Raw genomic sequence first — 25,142 nt, forward strand, 5'->3', positions numbered from 1 at the left:
GCTAATTCTAAGCAATTAATTACTAGTCATAAACCATAAGCGAAGGAAAACTTACTACTTACTACTTCTTACTAATAGCACCAATCTTTACCTTTTCTTCTCGGCGCCGTGGCACTTCATAAGAATAAAAATCATAAGCCAGCTTAGTATTGGGAAAAATTGCTCTTGCTTCTTGCTTCAAATCATCGAGCTGAATCGGATTTCCTGGAGCATAACGGGGGCTAAAGTGAGTCATAATCAATTGCTTTACCCCTGCTAGTAAGGCTACTTGGGCTGCCATAGTAGTAGTGGAGTGCATCTTTTCAAATGCCATCTCTGCATCCTGATGGGCAAATGTAGCCTCATGAATCAGGACATCTGCATCTTGAGCCAGTTCTACCGCAGCATCGCAAAATACTGTATCGGTGCAGTAAACTACTTTGCGACCCGTTTCTGGTTGACCGCAAAGATCTTTGCCGTTAATTTTACGACCATCTTCTAAAGTAACTACCTGTCCCTGTTTTAATTTGCCATAAATCGGGCCAGGGGGAATACCCAAAGATTTGGCTTTTTCTAAATTGAACATTCCTGGACGGTCTTTTTCGGCAATACGATAGCCATGAGCAGGAATACGGTGTTTTAATAACTGACAGCTAACGCTAAATTCATCGTCTTCGTATAGTAAACCAGTTTTGACAGTATGAATCTTGAGGCGAGAACCAAAGTTCATATAGGAGTATTTAGCCGCAGCGTAGAGATACTCTTTTAGACCCTCTGGCCCATAAATATCTATCGGTTGACCAGTACCAGCTAAGCCACAGCTAGCAATTAACCCGATCAAACCAAAGGTATGATCGCCGTGCATATGAGTCACAAAGATGCGTCGAATTTGAGAGCTTTTAAGATCGCTACGCTGAAGCTGATGTTGCGTTCCTTCGCCACAGTCCAATAGCCACACCTCGGCGCGCTGGGGAAGGCGTAAGGCTACACTGGACACATTTCGCGATCGCGTTGGTACTCCAGAACTTGTACCTAAAAAAGTTATTTCCACAGGACTTTATCAATGAACAGTCAACAATCAACAATGATTATCTTAACAACAAGTGATAGCTTAATATTTCGTTCCCTAGAGTATCTGCGATAAAAACTTTTTACTTCTGTCTTGTTGAGGGTTATTAAAAAACTCTTTAGGGGTAGCAACTTCCACAACCATCCCTTCGTCCATAAAGACAATGCGATCGCTGACTTCTTGAGCAAAACCGACTTCATGAGTTACGCACACCATCGTCATCCCCTCACTAGCCAAACTCCGCATCGTGTCTAGAACTTCCCGCACCATTTCTGGATCTAATGCCGAGGTTGGTTCATCAAACAGCATTACTTTAGGCTGCATTGCCAAAGCCCGAGCGATCGCTACCCGCTGTTGTTGTCCCCCCGATAGCTGTCCTGGGTACTTATGCGCCTGTTCTAAAATGCCTACTTTTTCTAGCAGCTGCATAGCAATTGATTCAGCTTTAGCTTTAGAGTTACGCCGTACCCAGACTGGGGCGAGGGTAATGTTTTGCAGAACGGTTAAATGGGGAAATAAATTAAACTGTTGAAACACCATGCCAACTTCACGGCGTATGGCTTCAATATTTTTCAAATCGTTAGATAATTTAATCCCATCAACAGTGATACTACCTTTTTGATAAGGCTCAAGGGCATTAAAAGTGCGAATAAAAGTCGATTTTCCCGAACCAGACGGGCCCATAATCACCACGACTTCTTGCTTTTTGACCTCTAAATTTACACCTTTGAGAACATGAAAATTATTGTCGTACCACTTCTCAACATCCTGAGCAACGATAATTGAGTCTGATTGATTCATGGGATAGCCAATTTAGTATTTAAGACTAATATACCTTAGGTGATTATTAGCAATAGCCGTTATCTGCGTAGGGGCGATGCCTTTAGGACTAGCTCCGCGATCGCGCCATCATAGCTTTCAAGATCTCCACATCTAACTTTGAAGGCAGCTTACGCATTCCTGGGCGAGATGGGTGTTTAACAGATCGTAAGGATGTGCTTGTTTGTCTAGATGTTCGCTATTAATGGTAGCGGTGAAATCATCACCAATGAATTGGGTAGTGCCGTTTTTAGTGGCAAGGCTTTCATTAAATCCTTCTTAGCCATCGATAAACCCATAGTGCGATCGCTCAAAAGTAGAGTTAGGAAAGCTTGATAAATTCCCCAGTGCCACAAGCAACATCTAAAGTTTTTGCTGGGGATTTAATTTGCGCTCATCTTTGAGAACAGCAGAATCAGGCTTCGGCAGATAGCGGTTATAACCTATGGGAGCAAATACCGATTTTGCCCAGTACCACCACCACTGAAAGTATGAATAAGGATTGTCATTGGTAAAATACTCAGGAGCAATCTGCTTGATTTTGGGCAGATGTATCCAGGGAACGCTAGGAAAAGTATGATGTTCATCATGATAGCCGGTATTAAAAAAGGGAATGTTAGTCCAGCTATAGGTTGAGAAAGTCTTGCCTTGTTGATAGATGTGATGTTCGGCGATCGATTGTCCCCTAAAAGTGATGCCCCAGTTACTTACCATCAGGGTTAAACTCCAAAAGAGATATAGAGCAGCTTGAGGGCTAAAAACAACCCAAGCAAAAGTATAAAGAGACAAGCTAATTATAGTTAGTAAAATATTGAATCCAGGAGAAATTTTGGCAGGTTTTACTTGACGAGTATCGGCTTTCACCAGACGAGAAATAATTAAGTCAGTAATAATCATGCCTCCTGGCAAGAGATGTAGCAGACTTTCGGTTATGCGCCAGCAAATATGATTGCTAGCGAATTTTACGCGATTACGATCCCACAGCTCATGATCGTACTGGTAATCATTGAGCTGGAGATGATGGGTTTTGCCATGTAGCCACAGATAATTCAAAGACTCACCAAAGGAAAGTGAGCCACAGATAATTAAAAATAACGCAAATCTTGAACCGAGCTTATGTTTAAAAATTAAATTATGAGCTGCTTCATGGACAAAAACCCCCAATGAATGAAGCACAAACTGCCCCACAAAAAGAGCGATCGCGCCAATAGCAAACCAAGGTAAATCTCTCACTAGCCAAGCGATTAGCCACTGTAAAGCAACTAATAAAGCGATCGCCAAGATTGACGGTGGATAGTTGCCAAAATATTGCTTGATTTCAGGATATTGGCGTAGTATTATGCGACTTCGTTCAATATGCCACTGACTATCGCTTGACATAGCGTTATTTATTCTTTGCCAAAGTCTTAAATGCGATCGCTATATCTAATCGCCATAAGTTTAAGCCTCACTTTCGGCATCAGCTTCAGGTTTAGAAGTAGGATCTTGCTCGGAGGATGCTTGAAGAGATTCAGGCTGGCTCGCTTCTTTTTCAGTTTTGTTGCCAGAAGTCGCCTCTGCCACCGAACTTTGAGCTTTTTGCCATCTCTCATCAGCGTTAGCCATTACCTGTGCTAACTTTTCGATATTTTCGCCAGGATATTCTTCTAAAGCCTTGATTGAAAGAGACATCCGATTTTGATATTCATCGATCTGTTTGATCACAACTTTAATTTCTTGTCCGACTTCAAAGATAGTGTTCATAGATTCAACCCGCGCGCCACTAATTTCTTTGATATGTAGTAAACCCGTTGCCCCTTCGAGATCGACAAAGACACCATAAGGCTTGATATTGACAATTTTACCCGCCATCAAAGCTCCTTCTCTGATGCTGTCCATCGCCACGGCGCGCATGGCATCTCGTTGAGATAAAACTAACTTTCGGTTTTCTTGGTTTACTTCTAAAAAAGTAGCCGTTAGAAGCTGCCCAACTAAAGATTCTAAATTATCTCGTTGCTGTAGGTGCGATCGCGGTATAAAGGCTCGCAATCCAGAAACTTCTCCCGTCACACCACCTTTATTTGCCCCGGTGATGCGCACTTGGGTTGATTTGCCAGTTTCCGCCATCTCCTTGATATCTGCCCAAGCTCGATCTAAGGCTAATTGACGAATCGAGAGAGTAACTTGTCCATCAGAGTCTTGTTCGCGAATAATTAAAAACTCTCTGGTTTCACCCACGGGTAAAATTGCGTCTAAGTTATTCACAAAACCTAGTGCAGCTTCATTAGTGGGAACAAAGGCAGGAGATTTACCACCAATATCAACATATGCACCATCGGAGGTAACTTGGATTACCGTTCCCTGTATTTTCTGCCCTCTACTAAACTCATAATTATATTCTTGAAGAGCATTCTCAAAATCTTCCATCGAGAAAGCTTGAGCCGAGTTAGGAACGGAGGTTGAATCAGACATAGTAGTGTATATGGTGAATATTAACGGACTATAGGTCAAAACTCGATTGAGTTTCTTACCCTAAAGCAAGCCGATACAGTCAGCAAGTGCTGACCGAACCAGTTAAGCTGAGTAAATTTTAAACTACTTACAGCTTTTGGCTAAACAAGTCTAGCACTTTTTCCCAAGCATCTTCGGCCGTATCAGGATTATAGCTCTTACGACCATCGCACATAAATCCGTGAGTTGCGCCTGGATAACGGAATATTTGATGGTCAATATTTTGCTGTTGTAATTCTGCTTCAATCTGTTGGGTTTGCTCGTTAGGAATTAGCGGATCTTCTGTGCCAAAGAAAGCGTAGATTGTCCCTTTAATATCTTTGGTGCGAGTTATGGTAGGTTCATCCTCTCCAGGACACCAGGTCGCAATTTGTGCGCCATAAAAAGAAGCCGTGGCTGCAACATTTTTTAAAGTAGCTGCCAGATAGACGACATGACCACCAAAGCAAAAGCCGATTGTCCCAACTCCTGAGTGCTTAACTTCTGGCAAACTATATAAATAGTCGATCGTTGCTTGAATATCGCTAATCAATTCACTGGCTTGAGTCAGATTTTTATATTTTCTGCCTAATGCTACCTCTTCATCCGAGTAGCCGACTTCAAACTGGAGTGCTTGACGCTGATAAATCGCTGGAGCGAGCGCAATATAGCCTTCTCTAGCTAATTTCCTGGTAACATTTCTAATATGTTCATTTACGCCAAAAATCTCTTGAATTACTATCACAGCCGAATAAGTTCCGGCTGCCTCTGGTATTGCCAGATAAGCGTCTATACCTAAGTCGTAGTTTTGGACTTTAATCCAGCCACTGGATATTGGTACTTCCATATTTAAACCCGTTCTGATTAATAATTACTGACTACTGTTAAAGAACCCCTTTTGAACTAGGAATATTACCAGCACGACGGGAATCTATTTCCGTTGCCTGGCGCACTGCGCGGGCAAAAGCCTTAAAGGTTGCTTCAATAATATGGTGAGAATTAATCCCGTCTAACTGGCGGATATGAAGCGTCATCTGAGCATGATTGACCACCGCCACAAAAAATTCTCTAACTAGCTGAGTGTCGTACGTCCCTACTCTTTGGGTAGGAATTTCTAGACCATAGCTAAGATGTGGTCTGCCTGAAAAATCCAGAGCGATCTCGACTAAAGCTTCGTCCAAAGGTGCGACAAAATGACCAAAGCGGACGATACCTTGGCGATCGCCTAAGGCTTTGGCGATCGCCATACCTAAAGTAATTCCCACATCCTCGTTAGTGTGATGATCGTCAATTTCAATATCTCCACTAGCTTTGACGTTGAGATCGATTAAACCGTGGGCAGAAATTTGGTTTAACATATGGTCGAGAAACGGAATGCCTGTATCAGCATTACATTTACCAGTGCCATCTAGGTTTAGCTCCACCTGTACATCTGTCTCTCCTGTAGTACGGCTTACAGATGCAGTTCTTGCCGTACTGATAGAATTGTTACTTTGGATTGGGCGATTGTCTTTGAGGTACGCCGACTCCTGCGTACTTGCTCCATAATTGCGATCGCTAATTTGCATTGTGCTTCTCCTAAATATGCAGTTTACTTTAGATATGAACTGAAAGTAGCTAATAGCTATTAGCTTTAAAACCTACATTCCCATTATCTCGTATCCTGAATCAACATAGATTACCTGTCCCGTAATGCCACTGGAAAGATCGCTACACAAAAAAGCTGCGGTGTTGCCAACCTCAGTTTGAGTCACGGTACGACGCAAAGGAGCAGTTGCTTCAACATGGCGAATCATATCCAGAATTCCCCCTACCGCAGACGAAGCGAGAGTACGAATTGGTCCTGCGGAAATGGCATTAACCCGAATATTGTTTGGACCTAACTCAGCAGCTAAATAGCGCACACTCATTTCTAAAGCCGATTTAGCTACCCCCATCACATTATAGTTGGGAATAACTTTGACTCCGCCTAAGTAAGAAAGAGTTACAATGCTACCACCGTCGGTCATTAAAGGTTTGGCTCTGACGGCTAAACAGTTGAGAGAGTAGCTACTGATGTCTAAGGCTTTAGCAAAACCAGCCCTAGAAGTAGCCGAAAAATCCCCCGTTAGATCTTCTTTTTCAGCGAATGCTAAACAGTGGATTAAAATATCAAGCTTACCCCATTGCTCAGAAATAGTAGCAAACATCGAGTCTAATAGTTCGTCGTTTTGAACATCACAGGGAACAATTATACTAGGAGCAAGGGGTTCGACTAATTCCTTGACTTTTTTTTCAAAGCGTCCTCGTTCATCGGGAAGATAGTTAACGCCGATATTCGCACCAGCTTTGTGTAGCTGCTGGGCAATGCCCCAAGCAATAGAACGATTGTTAGCTATTCCTGTAACGAAAGCATTTTTTCCAGTTAAATCTAGCACGATCTTTTTCCAATTTTTAGCTGCAACTATCTATCCTACAACTGCCTGGGTGACTAATAAATTTATTCGTGATGCTTAAGTCAAAAAGAAATTTAAGGTTGTAATGTGAGAGTATGTAACTATTTAGGATAATTAATCTACTAAATTACATTATCTTTGGCGTAATAGGTTATATGGAACTTCCCTTGACACAAAATCAGCCCCTAGCATCGGTATTTCGTAAACTTGGTCGTGGTTCTTTCCCTCCTATTGTGGAAAGTTTTGAACGTGGTAAAACTATATTTTTTCCTGGCGATCCCGCTGAGAGGGTTTACTTTTTATTAAAAGGAGCAGTTAAACTGTCTCGTGTGTATGAAGCGGGAGAAGAAATTACCGTGGCTCTGCTGCGAGAAAATACTGTTTTTGGGGTACTTTCTCTAATCACTGGACAAAAAAGCGATCGCTTTTATCATGCTGTGGCATTTACTCCTGTAGAGCTTTTATCCGCACCGATTGAACAAGTAGAAAAGGCACTTCAAGAAAATCCTGACTTATCAATGTTGATGTTGAAGGGATTATCTTCTCGTATTTTACAAACCGAAATGATGATTGAAACTTTAGCTCATCGGGATATGGGTTCGCGTTTGGTTAGCTTTTTGCTGATACTGTGTCGCGATTTTGGTGCGCCAACTGAGGAAGGAATTAAGATCGATCTCAAACTATCGCATCAAGCGATCGCCGAAGCTATCGGTTCGACTAGAGTTACCGTCACCAGGCTGCTAGGAGATTTGCGAGACAAAGAAATGGTTTCGATTCATAAGAAAAAAATTACGGTACATAACCCAATAGCACTAAGCCAACAATTTGCCTAAAATGACTGAGCCGAAGAATAATAGTATCTGACGACTAATAACAAATGAGTGCCTAAATCAGCTAATTTTCCTACTACAATACTTAATCACTTCTAATGACCAGCGGTTATATTCTGATTGCAGCAATTTTTCTTCTAGGCGGTATTATTGCAGCATTTGGCGATCGCTTAGGAACTAAAATTGGTAAAGCTAGACTCAGATTATTCAATCTCCGCCCTCGCCAGACAGCAATGATCATCACGGTGATTACGGGGATGTTGATTTCGGCTCTTACTTTAGGCATTTTATTTGGTTTGAGTGGCTCGTTAAGACGAGGCATTTTTCAGCTAGACGACATTCTCAAAGAGAAACGCCAAACCGAAGCAGAATTAGCTCAAGCCAGACAAGAAAAGCAACAGGTGGAATCTCAGTTAGCTCAGGTTAAAAATCAACAAAATCAAGCGGTTGCTAATCTAGATGCAATCAACCTGAATTTTAAGCAGTCGAAGCTACAGGTAAAGCAGATTTCTGGCCAAGCCAAAAAACTGCGACAAGAGTTAAATAATTTATTAGCAGAGAGGGAAAAGCTACAGCAGCAACTCAATCGGCTACAACAGCAAAGCCAAGAATTACAGGCGCAGCTACAGCAGCGCGAGCAGCAAATTAGCGAGCAAGACCAAGTTTTAGCCCAAAAAGAAGTTCGTCTTCAAGAATTAGAACAACAACAGCAGTTACTACAAACCCAAGTCCAAGAACGAGATCGCTCTATTGCTCAACTAGATGAGGCGATCGCTTCGGCGGAGGTTGGTTTGAAGTTGAGAACTCAAAGATTAGAACAGTTGGAATCTCAGTTAAGCTTCTTGTCAAAGAATGTAGAAGCTTTAGAGCAGTCTTATCGGGAACTAAGGGAAAAGAAAATTGCCGTGGTCAAAGGGGAGGTATTATCTTCGGCAGTAGTCAGAATTGTCGATCCTAATGCAGCTAAATCGGCGATTGATAATCTCCTGAGACAGGCTAATGCCAATGCCGTTCAAGCAACCCAGTTCAGTGGCTCACAATCGGATCAGCGCATCGTTAAAATTACTAAATCCCAAGTAGAACAATTAGAATCTCAAATTCAAGATGGTCAAGATTACGTTATTAGAATTATTTCAGCGGGTAACTATGTGCAAGGAGAACCAGAAGTCCGAGTCTTTGCCGACATAGCTCTTAACCAGCAAGTATTTGCAGCGGGAGAGGAAATTGCCACTGTATCGCTTGATTCTCACAATATTAATCGCCAAGAAGTGCAGGAGAGATTAAATTGGCTCTTGGCAGTGTCAAAATTCCGCGCTCAACGAGCTGGCACATTAGGGGAGATCGAAATAGGCGATAATCAAGTTGAAAATATTGTTGATTTTGTGAACCAAATTACCGAAGCGACAGAACCTGTCAGGGAAATTAAAGCAGTAGTATCAGAGAATACCTATACCGCAGGACCATTAAAACTTGATTTTGTAGTTATACGTAACGGCAAAGTTGTTTTTAGTACGTAATTAAATAAAATAATTGACTAGTGAAAAACTTAACATTTTCTCCGCAAACAATATTAGGTTTAGATCCAGGACGAGATAAGTGCGGAGTGGCGGTAACGAATCACAAGGCAGAAGCTGTTTATCATCAGGTAATAGATTCAGAGCAAGCAATCGCCATTATTCAACAGCTAGCTCGGCAATATGCTATCGATTTAATCGTGATGGGAGATGGCACTACTTCTAAAAGCTGGCAGAAGCAAATTGAGTCTAGCTTGGCTGAAGTGCCAATAATTACCGTTAATGAAACTAATAGTACTTTGGAGGCGCGCGATCGCTATTGGCTGATGTATCCGCCTAAAGGATTACAGCGTATAGTTCCCCCAGGTTTACGCATCCCCCCCCGTCCTATAGACGACATTGTCGCTATTTTGTTGATTGAAAGATATCTAATTTAGGACATCGTTATTAAACCTCTTGCATGAATTATAAATCTTGGTTAGATATAAAGTCACAAGTCAGAAATTAAAAACTAGCATCGAAAAAGTATATTTATGCAAGAGGTCTATTATTTAATTAACAACGTTTCACAAGTATGGCGATTAGCAATTTCGTAAGATAAGATTGAGCATCAGTTAAAACGTGCTGCCTTGCTTATCTTTTAACGGTAGTGGGGTACGGCAATTGATAACTGAGATAAAATTTTACGTTGAGTTTGCCCGCTAACTCCGCAGCCGAATTGTTTAATTCATGGTTCTTGAATGAAGACGAATGTGAAATCCTCAACCCTACTCTCACTAGACAGAAAGTCAAAAACTAACTTTCAACAGTCTCCTAATTCTCTGACTCTGGTTCAATCAGCTAATCAAGTGGAGCGACCAAATCAGCCGCAAAAAAACACAATTTCACGTATTTATGTCGAACAGGCATGGATCTATTTTCAGGCTCAAAATTGGCAAGGCGCGATTGTTGCTTGTAAAAATGCGCTGGAATCTGATTCCAATAATGCTGATGCCTATAAGATATTGGGCAATGTTCTCAAGAGCAAGGGCAAGAAAGCTGAGGCTTTGGGAGTATATGCTAAAGCACTGGCACTCAATCCCAATTCTGCACCCATATACGCTAATTTGGGCAGTTTTTACGCCGAACAAAAAGATTGGCAACAGGCTTTAGATTATTATCAACAGGCTGTAATTCTCGATCCTAATTTAGCTGGGGCATATCGTAGCTTGGCACAGGTTTGGGAAGAATTGGGCGACACTAATCAAGCTTTAGAATGTTTTTGTCAAGCAGTCAATCTTGAACCTGAAAAGTTAACCTCAGCGGAATATTTTAGCTTTGGTCGAGAACTTTACCAGCAAGGTAAGGTCAAAGAAGCCAGTATTTTTTATACTCACGGGGTTCAACTGAATCCTCAAGCAAAAGCGGAACTAGCACAATTAGTTGAAATGTTGGAAGAGCTTGAAGAATGGCAACAGGCAGTAGTTTATTATCATCAGCTAATTTCTTTGTCCGATCATAATTTAAATAGTCAAGATTCATCCCTCAAGGCTAAACCGATTAAAAAGCTGCTGTCTCATTCTAAGTTTAATCAGGCTAAAAAAGCGATCGCTCTGGCTACTTTAGAAGCAGTAACTTCATCTTTAGCTAAAAGCACGACTCAAAAGCTACTACCCCAGGCTGAAGCTGAAACCGAACCAACCGTCAATCAGCCAGCTCAAACCAAACAGCCCAATGCTACTTCTTGGCATAATTTGGGCAGTTTATATGCTCAAAAACAACAGTGGGCAAAAGCGATTAGCTGTTATCAAGAAGCAATACAGCTTGAGCCAAGTTCTAGTCAAACTTATCGTAACTTAGCTAAAGCCTACAGCAAAATAGGCAAACAATCTAAAGCAGCTCTGTGTTGGTACGAAGCTTTTACCTTAGAACCAGATCGAGTGAAGCCAGAAGAATATTTTAGCCTGGCAAAAAGTTTATTGCAGCAAAATCAGGTAGCTCGAGCGATCGCCTGTTTACGCCAGACAATCCGACTCAAGCCAGATTTCGCTCGAGCCTATTTAATCATGGGCAAACTATTTGAAAATCAAGGAAAATCAGCAGCAGCTCAGGCTTGTTATGAGCGAGCTGGAAAAACAGCATAGAGTTGGAGAATTGGGGCTAAAAACTCGGGATTTTCCTGCTATTATGCCCCGTTTCCCTGAGAAGCGAAGATTATGTTTTGACTAAATCAGGATCTCTTGTTACTTGTCAAGTTGAGAACGTAATTCGTCTAGTTCGGCATCAATTACGGCATCTTGGGGTTTGGCGGTAGTTTCGGCTGCTTCCAATTTAGGAGTTTCTGCGCTCGTACCAGATAGTTGAGCTTTCATCGCTGCTAGTTCGTCATCAACGCCACTACCTGCCTCTAATGCTGCAAACTGTTGTTCGATGCCTGTGCCACCTAATTCTCCTGCGGATTCCGACTCTGCCTCTAACTGCATCACCTTATCTTCCATTCGCTCAAATGCACCCATGGCGCTACTGGTACCCATGTTGTTCACTGAATCCTGTAGCTGTTTATTAGCCTTGGCTGCGTTGGCTCTGGCTCGAAGCATATCTTTTTTGGTTTTAGCTTCGGATATCTTGCTCTCAAGGGCAATCAAATTACGCTTAAGACTAGTAACCTGGCCACTCTGTTGATCTAACTGTGTTTTTAAACTGTTGGCAGTATCGCTAAATGATTTTTTGCGTACCAGTGCTTCGCGAGCTAGGTTTTCATCACCTTTAGATAGTGCTAATTGCGCTCTTTGCTGCCAAGTATTAGCTTCGGAATGATTTTTATTATATTGCTGCTCGGTGCGTTTTTGCGTAGCAATCGATCTGGCAACAGCTTGACGCAGCTGTACTAGGTCTTCTTGCATATCAATTACCGCTTGTTCGAGAACTTTTTCTGGATCTTCAGCTTTACTGACTAAATCGTTAATATTGGCTCTAACAACTCTGCTAAGGCGATCGAATAATCCCATGACTTGTATATCTTTTAATCGTTTACAAAAGAGTATAGGTTCGGCAGACTCCAGGATACTAAGTCCACCACAAATTGTTGATTAAGAGAGTGATATTGCTCTTCACGTCTCTAGTGTGACATATTCTCTTAGTGTACTGTCGATCTCAAAATAATAAAACGTACTGCTACCTTAAAAATATCCACTCTTTTTAAGTGGAAAACTAAATTAATTTCTATGCTAATTTATTTCAGGCTAATTTGACCCAAGCTAATTTGGTTCAAGCTCAGGCACAAGCCAGCAATTTTGCTCAATCTATTTTAACTGGAGCTTGTTTAGAAAATTTACGAATTAATCGGCAATCATCCTTTGAACAAGTGACTTGTCAATATCTTTATTTGAAATACTATCAAAGACGACGTGTACCCCAAAGCAATCAACGAAACTTAACTTCCGAAGAGTTTAATTCAACCATTGATGATTTGTTGGGTTCAATCAACGTCGTGTTTAACGATAGGATTAATTGGGATGTTTTTCGTCGTGGTTTTAGAAACTTACAGCGACAATATCTAGCTCAAGCAATTAGAATTAAGGCGATTAAAGTTCTCTGTGATCGACGCTTTCTAATTAAGATTAGAGTTTTTCTTGGATCGGAAGTTGACGCTATTAAATAATATTTAATACGTAATTATGAATCAATATTATTAGCAGAAACTGGTTGAATATGGTTAATAACAATAGAGGAGGTTAAATAGAGATATTATAAAAACCAACTAATCAAAAGGATATACCTGAGCCCTAAACTCTTCAGTTTTTAGCTGAGATACAAATTTATCTGCCTGTTCCCTGCTGGTAAATGCTCCCAGATATATGAATACTCCCTCAGGAAAATTAACTAAAGAAACTTGCTTTACTTTTTGTTGGGCTGAAGCTAAAGAACGATCGCCTGTATATTCTGACAAAATATAAAAATATGGAGAATTAACTGAGGATAAGGCTGCGGTATTATTAATCGGAGCCAGAGCAGGGCTAATCGGCTCAATGACTGATGATTCTTCCACCATGTCTTGAGCAGTTTTAAGTAAGCTTAGAGTACTAAGATTGAGAGGCACAAATTCCTCGGTGGCTAGATTAGCAGTACCTACAGTAGGTACTGCTTCTACGGGATTAATGTTAGCTGCTGAAAGGTGGTTGCGCCAAACAACTGCTCCTGAGATTAAATTGGCTAAAAAGATAATAGCGATCGCGCTAATACTCCAAGGATTCAGTAAATTATCTAGCCAATTGCGATCGCGATATTCGATTTTAGTTAGCCCAGACTCTGATGTCAATTTTGTTTTTAATGCTTTTGGCTGCTCTAATTCAGCATTTAAAAACAACTTGGGCGCGCTTGGCTGATTGTTAGATTGAGCGGATTTATTTCTGTAAGGATTAAAAATATTGATCGTTCCCGTGGTAAAAGGCTTGTGAATGATACTAGACTTTAACTGAGGATTGGTTTTTGATTTCTGATGTCGATTGTTAGAGTTCATAGAGAAGAGATAGTTATTAACTCGATCTAAATCAAATTAAATAGCTAAAGCTGCTATTGGTCACTTGTTAGTAGTTGTCGTGTTTTCCGCCAAATTGATCTTCGTTAACTTGGCAAATGATATTTTCTTTCGCTTTGGCTAGAATATTTAACGCCAAAATAAAGACTTAATTTTAGGCAAAAATATAGCTTAACTTCTCCAATAAAAAACCGCCCTAGTATCGCTACGCTGAAGTTAGAAGTCCCATATGCCCGTGCATGATTCCCTTCGGTCTCGGAGCGGTATGCTAAAGCCCGTGCATGATTCACGGATAAACCGCACTCCGCCCTTCGGTCACATTTGCGAAGCTTATCATGCACGGACTAGCCCTAAAGGATTAGCGCCTGGAGGCGCGTCCTTCGCGTCGTCCGTAATAGACAAGGGGATAACATCAGAAGTATTTAATTGCGGGGTTTCTAGGATTGACTAATGGTGGATTTATTTACGCCCACGTCTATTAGTAACAAAATAAACTTACATAAAATACGTTTCTTTCTTCGAGCATAATCTAATCAATTTTTTTTACTTACGACTGTTGACCAATTATTAACCACCTAAAATTAACTGTTGAAGACGCGTGACTATCTGCATCATCTCCTGAATAATTTCTTGGGAATCGACCCCAAACGCAACTTGGAGTAATAGCAAAATTGCTAAAATTATTAGTACTGTCTTGATAGTTGACTTAAAAACCTTGATTAACCATGTAAACAAAAGCAATAAAATAATTACTGCTGCGATCGGAATAATTATTTCTAACGACATAAACTTGGTAATCGAAGATTAAAGATAGTGCAGTTGAAAATTTCGACCAACGGTCAAAGATTATCTCATACTAAATCCTGTTGAGATACACTGGGTAAAAATTGAGTCAAGGCAAGTTTTTAGCCTAGTTAAAACTACTTACCTAAAGTAGGTTTTCCGAATCGGATTGTAGGATAAGGTATAAATTTAGTCTGACAAAAAAAAGAGAGGGAAAATATTCCCTCTCCTGGCACTGTAATTTTTCTGGTTTTCGCTCCGCTGGTGTTTTTAATTTTTGGCGGAGCATTTGCTCCCTTTTACGTAACTGTCTTGCCCTAGCAGAGCCACCTTGACCTTTATCGTTACGTCCTCTTTTACGTGGGGATTCCCAGCGTTTTAGTCGTTCAACCATATTTTTTGACCTATACTACTATACTTATTGTAGCACTTGGTTTAATTTCCCACTACGATAACCTTCTAAATCCAGAGTTACATAGATAAATCCTAGATCTTGAAACGTTTTGACCAATTCAGGTAAATTAACTTGCTGAACAAACTGAGTAATATTTGATGCGGGTAATTCAATTTTGGCCGTGTCATCCTGAGAACGTACTCTCAGATTATCATAGCCAAGCTGGCGCAGGTAAATTTCTGCCCTGCCCACGCGCTGTAATTTGGTGACGGTAATTGCTTCACCATAAGGAAAACGGGAGCTAAGACAAGGTTGCGCTGGCTTATCCCACCACGCCAAACCCAAACTACGAGAAATCTCTCTAACTTCTACTTTACTAACTCCTACTTCCGCTAAGGGCGATCGCGCTCCTCGTTCTTTTGCTGCTTGAATACCTGGGCGATAATCGTGGAGATCGTCAGCATTTACCCCATCCACCACGTAAGGATAGCCACGCTTTAAGGCTAGAGGTTTTAAAGTGTCGTGAAGTTCACTTTTACAAAAATAGCAGCGATTAACAGGGTTAGAAGTGTAATCGGGATTATTCATTTCATGAGTTTCTACTAGCTCATGTTTGATGCCGATTTGTGCTGCTTGGGTTTGAGCATCAATTAGTTCTTCAGGTAGCAGCGAAGGGGATACGGCAGTTATTGCCAAAGCGCGATCGCCTAAAACATCATGGGCGATTTTTGCCACTAAAGTACTGTCTACCCCCCCTGAATAAGCAACTAAGGCTTGTTCCATGCCTCGAAATAAACTTTTTAACTCTGCTAATTTCTGTTCGCTCATGACCCAACTATCAACCAATCATTAACTATTGTTATCGTATCTAATCTCAAGTACTCTGTGTTTGAGGTGAATTATCTGTACTCGCTGATTACGCCTTCATTATCTAGCTGTTGACTAATTAAATTGATACTGCGGAATCGTCAGAGTAAAACAACTGCCTTTGTCTAGTTTTGAAGTCACCATAATGTCTCCACCGTGAAGTTGAGCTAGCTTTTTAGACAGCGTTAATCCTAAACCAGTGTTTTCATGATGATTTGTAATTTGCGGAAAAGGTTGAAATAGTTTGCTCATATTCTCCTTGGAGATTCCCGTTCCCGTATCTATGACAGCAAAGTGCAGATCATCATCTTGAAGACTTACTTTTAAGATTACTGAACCGCGATCGGTAAACTTAATCGCGTTGCTAAGTAAGTTAATCAAAATTTGTTTCAGACGTATTGAGTCGGCGACACAAAAATCAATCTTGTCATCTAATTCAAAATCTAGCTTCAATCCTTTAATTTTCGCTTTTTCGGCAACCATTAAGATAGATGCCTGACAAATTTCCACCACAGCGATTCTTTCCAAATCTAGGGTTTCTTTATTAGCATCAATTTTGGTAATTTCTAAATAGTTTTTAACCAGAGCCAGCAAATGTTCCCCTGAATCAACTAAAAAGCCAGCGTATTCTTTTTGTTTATCATTTAGCTTGCCATAATACTGTTCTTTCAAAGCTCTGGCAAAGCCGATTATGGCAGCAATTGGACTCCTAAACTCGTGAACCAAATGAGAAATATGTTCGTGTCTTGCCTGCTCTTGCTCGTGCCAACTTGGCTGTTGCGCTTCTAAATGGCGAATTTTTTGTTGCTGTTGCTCAATTAAATTTTGTTGCTGCTTAATTATTGCTCGTTGGCTAGCAAAATTATATAAAGTCTTTTCTAAAGTATTGGGTAGTCGCTCCAGCTTGTGTCTTAGTATATATCCACTAACTCCCGACTGAATCAATTTTACGGCTCGTTCATCACCTAAAGTATCTGTAATTAAAATTAGGGGAGTATCTGGATGAATATGACACCAGCACTGAAGTGTTTCAATTAAAGAGCGATCGCTGTTCTGGTCAGGAATTTGAATGTAATCATACAAAATCGCACTGTAATTTAATTGAGGCAGCTTTTCACTTAAGTGTTGAGTATCGATCAGATCGTAAGTAAAATTGATGTTTGCCGTATGTAAAGAATTGGCGATCGCCTTAAAATTGTCAGTCCGATCTGAAATTATGAGAAGATTCACTTTGCTGAGTGCTGTTGCTCTTGACTGTAGCTGTAAAATTGACCCAGAACTTTCTAACATAATCATCAATGTTGCTCAAGAGTTATGCGTGTATTCAACAGATTTACTATTTATGATATCGAGCGATTTTAAAGAGCAATCTCATTTGTAGAAAAGTTTTTATTTATTGCCTCTGTGTCAAACAATAAGTAAAGGTTAAGCTAAAATTTACGATATTTTTTAGCAATTTACTACTCAGGGTTTAAGAGATCAAACATTTAATTAGAGCATATTTCACGGTGACAAAAATAGCTACAGCTCAAAAATTATTAGATATTATTGTCTAAAAATTGAGGTTATGCTAGATATTATTACTTAAAATTCTTTTTGAGCAAAGATCATCATTGAAATAATTAACAGTAAAGTAGTGTAAAGTAAACCATATAAAGCATGGCTGATTAACTCGGTAGAATTTGGTAGTAGACCATAAACTGCTTCATTTTTTAGATCTAGCCGCGAAAGATTGGGCAGCACTAAATACAGACTGGTAGTCAAACTCTCGATACTGGCATTCTTACTGAGTTTTCCCAATTCAACTAAATCTTCACTGAAGTGACCCATTAAATAAACTCCAAAGCTAAGTAAAGTAGCGAGAATTGAACTAGTAAAGACACCAAATAGAATCGATACTGCGTTAATAAGAGCTAGTTGAATTAATAAAAAAACTCCCGCGGTGATTAGCGCGCTGGTAGGATAGCTAATCTCAGCCAGACTTAGCATAGCTAAATAAATTGTCATCATAATTGAAATCGTCACTGCCAATACTGCGGTAAGTCCCAAATGTTTACCTAGTATTAATTCAGCACGGCTAATTGGTTTAGGAATCAGCATCAGCAGAGTACGTTTTTCAATCTCTTTATTAATTAATGCCGTTCCGACAAAGATCGCCACAATCACGCTTAAAATAGCGATCGCACCAATGCCAAAATCTAAGAGAATCTTTTCATGAGTTCCCGCAGCAATTTCAGGAATAATTCTTTGAGCCAAAATCAACAGTAGAGAAAAGAAACCGATAAAATAAAGAATGCGATCGCGGATAACTTCTTTAAAACCATTGTTGGCAATGGTAAAAACTCTGATCAAATTCATTGGTTAACAGAACTGCAAACATATTTCAGGGTTTACACTGTTATTATTCCCAAACTAAGTTCAAAACATATCATTATTTATATATTTGTCCGTAATTTCCACTTTTGATGGTTAAAAAGTTTGATCGCCAGTTAGAAAAATCAGATCTTACAATAACTAACACCTTAGTTGGCAGTAGTTTGATCGCTAATCAAGTCATACAATTTGGGAAAATATTGCTTGAGAATGTAGATACGATATGCCATCTTATCAGGAAATACGTGAAGTTGATTATGCACAATTGCTTTTATGGTTTTTTCCATAACTTTAGCTGGATCGGTTACCAGATGTTCGGGAAAACCTCTCGTGGCATGAGCTAATGCTCCAAAACGTTCCGACTGAAGTATAGGAGTACGGCTAAAAAAGGGATAAACGGCTGTAACTTTGACATTATATTGTTTTACTTCATGCCAAAGTCCTTCACTAAAACCACGTAAGCCAAACTTGCTGCTAGAGTAGTGAGCCATCCCCGCAGGAGCGATCCAGCCTGCCAGGGAAGAGATGTTGACAATGTGTCCTTGTCTGCGCTCAATCATATCAGCAACCAGAAGAGAACTCAAACGCATAGGTGTAATCAAATTCACCTGCATTAACCGTTCCCATTTATCAGCAGGAACTTCGTCCATACGACCAAATAAACCTATTCCTGCATTGTTAATCAAAATATCAATGGATACATCTAAAGCTTTGATTTGGTCGTAGAGAGCTTGACAACCTTCGGGGTTTGCTAGATCGCTCTCAATACAAGCAATTATTTTCCCTGTAGTTATTTTATTGCTTATCTTAGAAGCATGATTATCTAACGTAGTGCGATCGAGATCGCTAAGAATCAAATGGCTACCAGCCTGTAATAACTGGCGAGTCAATTCTTGACCAAAGCCTCCTGTTGCACCGGTCAAAACTACTACCGCTTGATTAAGATCGCTCATAATTTCTTAAATATATAACGCTTAAGTGTGATCTAGCTTCTCATTTAAAGATCAAGACTATTTAGAGACTAATAACTATATGAACAGTAAAAACTTGTAATTCGGTGTTTACAATTGGCAACACCTCAAATCTTAGGCGATTTCAGCATGACCCAAAGCAAGAGAAACCAGGGAAATTTAACATTGGGTATCAGCCACACATATTTTCTTAGTGCAGGGAAAGTAGCAGGCAGTAAAAATCTCAAAGAGCGCAAAGAAACAGGACGATCGCCATCGCGGTCTATTAGACTATATCTTTCTGCCAGCTCGGCGACAATCTGCACTTTTCCCGTATATTTCATCACACTGGAGTCGTTAGCCAAAGCAGCGATCGCTCTACCAGTTAGCAAGGGAGTTTCCCAGTTATAACCATCGCCAAAAGTTTTTTGACCATCACCATCGGTTTGTTGGGCAAAATCAATAATCTGTTCTGTTCCCACAATACCTGGCCAAATAGAAATAGAAGCAATATTATCTGGTTTCAATTCTACAGCCATATCCGCAGCCAGGCGATCGCAAGCTGATTTACCCGCACCATAAGCAGCACCAAAAATATAAGACATCCCCCCCCAGGAAGATATAGTACAAATAATTCCTGTTTGGCGATCCGTAAGGCTACCCGCAGCTATATGCCCTAAAGGACTAGCTGCGCGTCGCGAAGCGGTATCCTTTAGGAGTCCTTTAGGGTAATCGCTCATCAAACGAGCGGCAAAGATACTGCAAACGTAGTGACTACGAAGACCAACATTATTAACCGCATCCCAAAGAGCGGGTTCAGATTGCCAAAAGGGCTTACCGTAGGCATCTCTAATTGCCTGCACTCCTGAAAAGACATTGTTAACTAATAAGTCCAGTTGTCCTTGTTCATTATCAATACGTTCAAAAAGTAAACGTACTTGTTCATCGTCGCTATGGTCTACTTGAACAGAAATACATTTACCACCGACTTGTTCAACAGCTAATTGAGTTTCTTGAAGACTACCTGATAATTCGTTCAGCGCATCAGAGTTATTCAGACTACGACCTGTAATGTATACCGTTGCTCCAGCCTCTCCCAAACCGATCGCAATTCCTTTGCCGACTCCCCTGGTTGCCCCCGTGACTAGTGCTACTTTTCCCTTAAGGTCTGACATAGTTGCTTGTTGATGTCTATCAAATACAGTTTACACTTATATATTGGTTTAATTATCCATAGAATAGATGTATCCATAGAATAGATGTCTCAACTAAACTTTGGCGCAATTTGGCAGTTATGGTGGTTATTGCCCTTAATGTTGAGTATGTTGGGAATTTTTCTAAGTATTTGGGTGGTTGTTCCCCCTCCTACTTTTTCTTTACTTCCTTTTGGAGTATGCGCGCCAGAAGTAAGTCCTTGGCTAGTTATTATTAATGCGATCGCTCTTGTGTTGGCAATTGTCGTGCCAAAAAGTTGGTGGTCTAATCTTATTGTCATCTGTAGTTTACTTGGTTTGACTTTAAGTTCCGTGCCTTTGCTTCAGTTTCCTGCTACTAATAAAAGATTTGCCACTGAAATAGAAAAAGCTTTGGGTACAGACTACTTAAAAAATATTCCTCAAGCTTTACTAGCTCAAATGCGTTCTCAGCCATTAGCGATCGCCGATGTTTTTCGAGGTATCCCTAACCCAGAGGTTCGCATCAACAGAGGAATTATTTTTGCTAGTCCCGATCAAATTGACCTCAAACTAAATCTTTATCGCCCTCTGCCGTCAGGAAAGTATCCTGCCCTGATCATAATTTATGGTGGTGCTTGGAGAGCAGGGAACCCTAGTGATTATGAAAAATTTAGCATTTACCTGGCAAATCAGGGATATGCAGTGATTGCAGTTGATTATCGTCACGCGCCACAATATAGGTTTCCTAAGCAGCTTGAAGATGTGGCAACAGCTTTACAATATATTCAAGCTCATGCAGATGATTTAGAAGTCAATCTAGACAGAATGGCAATTATGGGTCGATCGGCAGGAGGACATCTAGCTACACTGACGGCATATCAGCAAAATGCTCTTCGGTTTCGAGCAGTAGTCAGCTATTACGGTCCTGTTGATTTAACCGAAGGATACTACAATCCGCCTGTTCCTGACCCGATTGACACTACAGCTGTACTAGAAAACTTTTTGGGCGGAACACCGCAAGAACTTCCAGAACTATATCAACAGGCTTCCCCAATCAACCATATTAGACATAATTTGCCTCCTTCTTTGCTAGTTTATGCAGGTCGCGATCACCTAGTACAAGCAAAGTTTGGGCGAGAGCTTTACAATAAATTAAAAGCAGCCGACAATCGCGTTGCTTTGTTAGAAATTCCTTGGGCGGAACACGCCTTTGATGCGGTTTTTTTTGGGGTCAGTAATCAGCTTGCTTTATATTATACGGAACGTTTTCTGGCAGGGACTCTAAAATCCTCGGTGTCACTCCAGCCAACAACCAACGACTAACAATTTAACCATAAAGATAAAGATCATGTCCAGAGAATATTTCGACATCGTAATTGTCGGAGCAGGACTATCAGGCGTAGGTACAGCTTACCATTTACAGAAAAGTTGCCCTGGTAAAAGTTATGTAATTCTAGAAGGTCGAAACTCAATGGGGGGGACTTGGGATCTTTTTCGCTACCCAGGTGTTCGCTCTGATAGTGAGATGTACACTTTGGGTTACAATTTCAAACCTTGGCGTCAAGCACAAAGTATTGCCGACGGTGCGTCGATTTTGAAATATGTGCAAGAGACGGCTAACGAAAACGGTATTGAGCAACACATCCGCTACGGTCACGTTGTCAAAAAAGCTAATTGGTTGAGTACAGATGCCACTTGGACTATTGAAACCGAAAACAAAACTACGGGAGCAACCGTGTGCTTTAGCTGCAATTTCCTGATGATGTGTTCTGGCTACTACAGTTACGCCAAAGGCTATACTCCTGAATTTAAATCCCGCGATTGCTTTAAAGGAGAGCTAGTTCATCCTCAAAAATGGCCTGAAGAACTCAATTATGACAATAAGAAGGTAGTTGTCATTGGCTCTGGAGCAACTGCGATTAGCTTAGTGCCAGAAATAGCTAAGAATGCAGCTCATGTGGTGATGCTACAACGATCTCCGACCTATATTTTGTCACGTCCAGAGCAGGACGCGATCGCCAATTTTCTGCGCCAGATCCTGCCTGAACGGATAGCCTATGCGATTATACGTTGGAAATATATAGCATTTCAGCAATTCTTTTATCATCGCGCACGCACTGCGCCAAACAAGGTAAAGCGTACGCTGCTTAAAATGGTACGCCAAGAATTGGGGTCAGACTATGATATTGAAACCCATTTCACGCCACGCTATGATCCTTGGGATCAACGTCTTTGCCTGGTGCCAGATAGTGACCTGTTTCAATCTATTCAGTCGGGCAAAGCTTCCGTCGTTACCGATCAGATTGACACCTTTACCCAAAAAGGGATTCTGCTTAAGTCGGGCAAAGAAATTGAAGCTGACATCATTGTCACGGCAACGGGACTTAATCTGGTCGTGCTTGGTGGGGTTGAATTTACCGTGGATGCCAATCCAGTCAATTTTGACCAAACTTACACCTACAAAGGCATTATGTATTCGGATGTACCAAATCTGGCTTCTATTTTTGGGTATATAAATGCTTCTTGGACTTTGCGCGCCGATCTTATCGCAGAATATATCTGCCGATTGATTAATCACCTGGAGAATCTCGGGGTGCGCCAGTGTACTCCGCGCTTGAGAGATGAGGATCTTAATATGTCGGCGCGACCATTTATTGAAAATTTCTCTTCTGGCTATCTACAACGATTGATGCACTTACTGCCTAAGCAGGGCGATCGCGAACCCTGGACTAATATACAAAATTACCAGTACGACAAAAAAATGTTTCGTCATGGGTCAATCGATGATGGGGTTCTCGTGTTTAGTAATCCTGACCCAGCGGTTGGCAAATCATAGCTAATTTTGCTACTTAATGTCCACAACTAGCCAACTGCGATCGCGACTTTTAGTGAGGATGGAAGCGAGTCTTAGACTAGTAGAATCGACAATCGGTAATTAGTAATCAAAACTCGCTACTTATTCAAATGGGGATCAGCTATACTCTATTTTCAAGATCGACACCATAATTGTGTATTATTATTTCTAAATATAAATATTGCTTTATTAAAATATTTTTATAATTTTTTTATGCAAACCATCTTTACCACTAACTCCAGCTTCAGTACTAGTAATAATAAGATATTGCAGGAAAAGCTAAGGCGCAAACAGCCTTTAAAAGTTATTGCTTTGGGAGATAGTTTAATTTATGGGTTTGGAGATTTTGTTGGTGGAGGCTGGGTAGAAAGGCTACGTCGAGAATGGATGTCTCCTGAAGGCGCAGGTCATGTATTGTATAACCTTGGGGTAAGAGGCGATCGCACTAAGCAAGTTGCGATTAGATTAGAGCAAGAATTTAATTGTCGTGGGGAATTACGTAACCATGTACCAGACTTGATTTTACTCTCAGTTGGCGTTAACGATTCAGCTCGCATCAGCAAGCCAACAGGCAAGCTATATACAGATATGGAAAGCTTTCGAGAACAGATCGCTCATCTACTCGATGTTGCTCAAAATCTTTGTCCTGTCTTGTTTATTGGCATGACTCCAGTGGATGAAACTAAAATGCCCTTTATGGATTGTCTTTACTACAATCACCTAGATCAATATCGTTACAAAGAAGCAACTCTACAAGCTTGTCAACAAAGAGATATTCCCTATCTTGATATTTTCGATCTTTGGTTATCTAGAGGTAACAACTGGATTAATTCTCAATTGGGTGAAGATGGCTTGCATCCTAACGTGACTGGTTATCAAACTTTGTTGGCCGATATTATGGCGTGGAGCTCGATTGATTAATCGATGTTGGTTTGATAGTAATTTTATTGGTAACAGGTAAGAGCTTATGATAGCTAAAATTTCCCTGAAATCGACTTATACTGACTAAACTATGGCTTAATTTGAATTCCGCTAGTAGAAACCTTAGTTAGCCAAAATTTAAGCTGAGGATCGCGAATTTGAGTTCTTACCTGACGTTGAACAGCGATCGCTTTTGTTTCTGATTCACACAGGGCAAACACTGTCGGGCCAGATCCCGACATCATTGTTCCCAAAACATCTTGCGCAGCAAAAGCCGATTTTAACTTTGCTACCTGGGGATACCTGGGCAAGACTACTTTTTCTAAATCGTTATGGAGTAGTTTGCCGATTTTTTGCTGGTTTTGCTGGGTAATTGCCTCAACTAAAGGACTAGAACTAATTTTAGCGGTGCGAGACTTAATTCTCGCTGCATCAGAAATGTAAGTATCGCTATATTGCTGGCGATAGGTTTGATATGCCCAAGGAGTAGAAACGCTAAGATTCTCATATTTAGCTAGAATTAGCCAAATATTGCTTAAATGCCTAATTTCATCGAGTTTCTCGCCTCTTCCTGTGGCGATCGCCGTTCCACCAGTAACACAAAAAGGAATATCCGAACCTAACTTGGCTGCCAAATCTTGCAATTCAGGTTGAGTCAATCCCAATTTCCACAGTAAATTAATTCCTACCAATACCGCAGCAGCGTTACCCGATCCTCCCGCTAAACCCGCAGCCACAGGTATATTTTTAGTAATTCTGATACTAACGCCACCATAGTTAGCGTGCATTTCAGGAAAAACATCGCACATTAACTGGGCAGCACGATAGGCTAAATTAGTCTCATCCGTTGGGACTTGAGGGTGATCGCAATAGATATAAATCTTCTGAGTACCGCTGGATTGAATATCTAAGCGATCTGCCAATTCTACGCTTTGTAAAATCATGACCAGTTCATGAAAGCCGTCAGGGCGATGGCCAATTATTTCTAGATAAAGATTGATTTTGGCTGGCGCAATTAAGGAATAAGACTGCATATCACCTAAAACAATATACTCACCTGACTTACTATATAGCGATTTTACTGCGATCGGGACAGATAATATTTTATCTGCCAGTAAAATTATCTTTTGACAATTATCTACAAGCAATTTTATGAATACTTTTGACGATTAAATGCAGCTTTTAAAGATTGGC

General features: G+C 40.6%; 26 protein-coding genes. 9 read left to right on the top strand and 17 right to left on the bottom strand.

Going from position 1 to position 25,142, the window contains the following annotated elements; genetic code table 11:
* Positions 1-61: 61 nt before the first annotated feature.
* Complete coding sequence (locus V6C71_20655) at positions 62-1,030, bottom strand: ribonuclease Z (protein ID HEY9770869.1); 969 nt, start codon at positions 1,028-1,030, stop codon at positions 62-64.
* A 75-nt stretch (positions 1,031-1,105) separates the two neighbouring features.
* On the bottom strand, positions 1,106-1,849 hold the full coding sequence (locus V6C71_20660; GenBank protein HEY9770870.1) for an amino acid ABC transporter ATP-binding protein: 744 nt from the start codon (positions 1,847-1,849) through the stop codon (positions 1,106-1,108).
* A gap of 210 nt (positions 1,850-2,059) precedes the next feature.
* Between V6C71_20660 and V6C71_20665 the strand changes: the two genes are divergently transcribed.
* A complete protein-coding gene (locus tag V6C71_20665) occupies positions 2,060-2,203 on the top strand; it encodes a hypothetical protein (protein ID HEY9770871.1) in 144 nt (47 codons plus the stop codon).
* Between the two features lie 27 nt (positions 2,204-2,230).
* Here the strand turns inward: V6C71_20665 and V6C71_20670 are convergent, their stop codons facing one another.
* The 5 genes from V6C71_20670 to fabI form a co-directional block, all read right to left on the bottom strand.
* Complete coding sequence (locus V6C71_20670; protein HEY9770872.1) at positions 2,231-3,247, bottom strand: fatty acid desaturase; 1,017 nt, start codon at positions 3,245-3,247, stop codon at positions 2,231-2,233.
* Between the two features lie 60 nt (positions 3,248-3,307).
* Entirely contained in the window at positions 3,308-4,318 is a 1,011-nt protein-coding gene (locus tag V6C71_20675; protein HEY9770873.1) for a S1 RNA-binding domain-containing protein, read from the bottom strand.
* A 127-nt stretch (positions 4,319-4,445) separates the two neighbouring features.
* Entirely contained in the window at positions 4,446-5,183 is a 738-nt protein-coding gene (locus V6C71_20680; protein HEY9770874.1) for a dienelactone hydrolase family protein, read from the bottom strand.
* Positions 5,184-5,220: 37 nt separating this feature from the next.
* Complete coding sequence (hisB, locus tag V6C71_20685; protein HEY9770875.1) at positions 5,221-5,904, bottom strand: imidazoleglycerol-phosphate dehydratase HisB; 684 nt, start codon at positions 5,902-5,904, stop codon at positions 5,221-5,223.
* A 72-nt stretch (positions 5,905-5,976) separates the two neighbouring features.
* Positions 5,977-6,753 (bottom strand): enoyl-ACP reductase FabI, encoded by a 777-nt coding sequence (fabI, locus tag V6C71_20690; GenBank protein ID HEY9770876.1) that lies wholly within the window; start codon positions 6,751-6,753, stop codon positions 5,977-5,979.
* 173 nt (positions 6,754-6,926) lie between these two features.
* On the opposite strand from fabI, the gene ntcA reads away from it, so the two are divergent.
* The 4 genes from ntcA (at position 6,927) to V6C71_20710 (ending at position 11,238) form a co-directional block, all read left to right on the top strand.
* Positions 6,927-7,604, top strand: coding sequence for a global nitrogen regulator NtcA (gene ntcA, locus V6C71_20695; protein HEY9770877.1), 678 nt, complete (start codon positions 6,927-6,929; stop codon positions 7,602-7,604).
* Positions 7,605-7,699: 95 nt separating this feature from the next.
* On the top strand, positions 7,700-9,118 hold the full coding sequence (locus V6C71_20700; GenBank protein ID HEY9770878.1) for a DUF3084 domain-containing protein: 1,419 nt from the start codon (positions 7,700-7,702) through the stop codon (positions 9,116-9,118).
* A gap of 20 nt (positions 9,119-9,138) precedes the next feature.
* The gene (locus tag V6C71_20705) at positions 9,139-9,552 is read left to right on the top strand and encodes a pre-16S rRNA-processing nuclease YqgF (protein HEY9770879.1); all 414 of its coding nucleotides are present in this window, start codon (positions 9,139-9,141) and stop codon (positions 9,550-9,552) included.
* Between the two features lie 315 nt (positions 9,553-9,867).
* Positions 9,868-11,238, top strand: a complete 1,371-nt coding sequence (locus tag V6C71_20710) for a tetratricopeptide repeat protein (protein HEY9770880.1) — start codon at positions 9,868-9,870, stop codon at positions 11,236-11,238.
* A gap of 99 nt (positions 11,239-11,337) precedes the next feature.
* On the opposite strand, the gene V6C71_20715 is transcribed toward V6C71_20710, so the two are convergent.
* The gene (locus V6C71_20715) at positions 11,338-12,102 is read right to left on the bottom strand and encodes a PspA/IM30 family protein (GenBank protein ID HEY9770881.1); all 765 of its coding nucleotides are present in this window, start codon (positions 12,100-12,102) and stop codon (positions 11,338-11,340) included.
* A gap of 206 nt (positions 12,103-12,308) precedes the next feature.
* Here V6C71_20715 and V6C71_20720 point away from each other — a divergent pair, with 206 nt between their 5' ends.
* On the top strand, positions 12,309-12,755 hold the full coding sequence (locus tag V6C71_20720) for a pentapeptide repeat-containing protein (protein ID HEY9770882.1): 447 nt from the start codon (positions 12,309-12,311) through the stop codon (positions 12,753-12,755).
* Positions 12,756-12,854: 99 nt separating this feature from the next.
* Here the strand turns inward: V6C71_20720 and V6C71_20725 are convergent, their stop codons facing one another.
* The 8 genes from V6C71_20725 to V6C71_20760 form a co-directional block, all read right to left on the bottom strand.
* The gene (locus V6C71_20725) at positions 12,855-13,613 is read right to left on the bottom strand and encodes a hypothetical protein (protein HEY9770883.1); all 759 of its coding nucleotides are present in this window, start codon (positions 13,611-13,613) and stop codon (positions 12,855-12,857) included.
* A 585-nt stretch (positions 13,614-14,198) separates the two neighbouring features.
* Entirely contained in the window at positions 14,199-14,417 is a 219-nt protein-coding gene (locus V6C71_20730) for a hypothetical protein (GenBank protein ID HEY9770884.1), read from the bottom strand.
* 142 nt (positions 14,418-14,559) lie between these two features.
* Entirely contained in the window at positions 14,560-14,808 is a 249-nt protein-coding gene (locus tag V6C71_20735) for a hypothetical protein (protein ID HEY9770885.1), read from the bottom strand.
* A 24-nt stretch (positions 14,809-14,832) separates the two neighbouring features.
* A complete protein-coding gene (gene larE, locus V6C71_20740; protein HEY9770886.1) occupies positions 14,833-15,636 on the bottom strand; it encodes an ATP-dependent sacrificial sulfur transferase LarE in 804 nt (267 codons plus the stop codon).
* A gap of 114 nt (positions 15,637-15,750) precedes the next feature.
* Positions 15,751-16,971, bottom strand: coding sequence for a hybrid sensor histidine kinase/response regulator (locus V6C71_20745; protein HEY9770887.1), 1,221 nt, complete (start codon positions 16,969-16,971; stop codon positions 15,751-15,753).
* Between the two features lie 288 nt (positions 16,972-17,259).
* The gene (locus tag V6C71_20750) at positions 17,260-18,033 is read right to left on the bottom strand and encodes an ABC transporter permease (protein HEY9770888.1); all 774 of its coding nucleotides are present in this window, start codon (positions 18,031-18,033) and stop codon (positions 17,260-17,262) included.
* A gap of 164 nt (positions 18,034-18,197) precedes the next feature.
* Positions 18,198-19,001: an SDR family NAD(P)-dependent oxidoreductase gene (locus V6C71_20755; protein HEY9770889.1), complete on the bottom strand. Its 804-nt coding sequence runs from the start codon at positions 18,999-19,001 to the stop codon at positions 18,198-18,200.
* A gap of 125 nt (positions 19,002-19,126) precedes the next feature.
* The gene (locus tag V6C71_20760; protein HEY9770890.1) at positions 19,127-20,173 is read right to left on the bottom strand and encodes an SDR family NAD(P)-dependent oxidoreductase; all 1,047 of its coding nucleotides are present in this window, start codon (positions 20,171-20,173) and stop codon (positions 19,127-19,129) included.
* An 84-nt stretch (positions 20,174-20,257) separates the two neighbouring features.
* Here V6C71_20760 and V6C71_20765 point away from each other — a divergent pair, with 84 nt between their 5' ends.
* From V6C71_20765 to V6C71_20775, 3 genes are all read left to right on the top strand, one after another.
* Positions 20,258-21,496 carry an alpha/beta hydrolase gene (locus tag V6C71_20765; protein HEY9770891.1) on the top strand — a complete coding sequence of 413 codons (1,239 nt, stop codon included), beginning with the start codon at positions 20,258-20,260 and terminating at the stop codon, positions 21,494-21,496.
* A gap of 25 nt (positions 21,497-21,521) precedes the next feature.
* Positions 21,522-23,009, top strand: a complete 1,488-nt coding sequence (locus V6C71_20770; GenBank protein HEY9770892.1) for an NAD(P)/FAD-dependent oxidoreductase — start codon at positions 21,522-21,524, stop codon at positions 23,007-23,009.
* A 231-nt stretch (positions 23,010-23,240) separates the two neighbouring features.
* On the top strand, positions 23,241-23,948 hold the full coding sequence (locus tag V6C71_20775) for a GDSL-type esterase/lipase family protein (GenBank protein ID HEY9770893.1): 708 nt from the start codon (positions 23,241-23,243) through the stop codon (positions 23,946-23,948).
* 89 nt (positions 23,949-24,037) lie between these two features.
* Here the strand turns inward: V6C71_20775 and ispE are convergent, their stop codons facing one another.
* Complete coding sequence (gene ispE / locus V6C71_20780; GenBank protein HEY9770894.1) at positions 24,038-25,096, bottom strand: 4-(cytidine 5'-diphospho)-2-C-methyl-D-erythritol kinase; 1,059 nt, start codon at positions 25,094-25,096, stop codon at positions 24,038-24,040.
* Positions 25,097-25,142 lie beyond the last annotated feature (46 nt).

Source organism: Coleofasciculaceae cyanobacterium, assembly GCA_036703275.1.
Classification (GTDB): Bacteria; Cyanobacteriota; Cyanobacteriia; order Cyanobacteriales; family Xenococcaceae; genus Waterburya.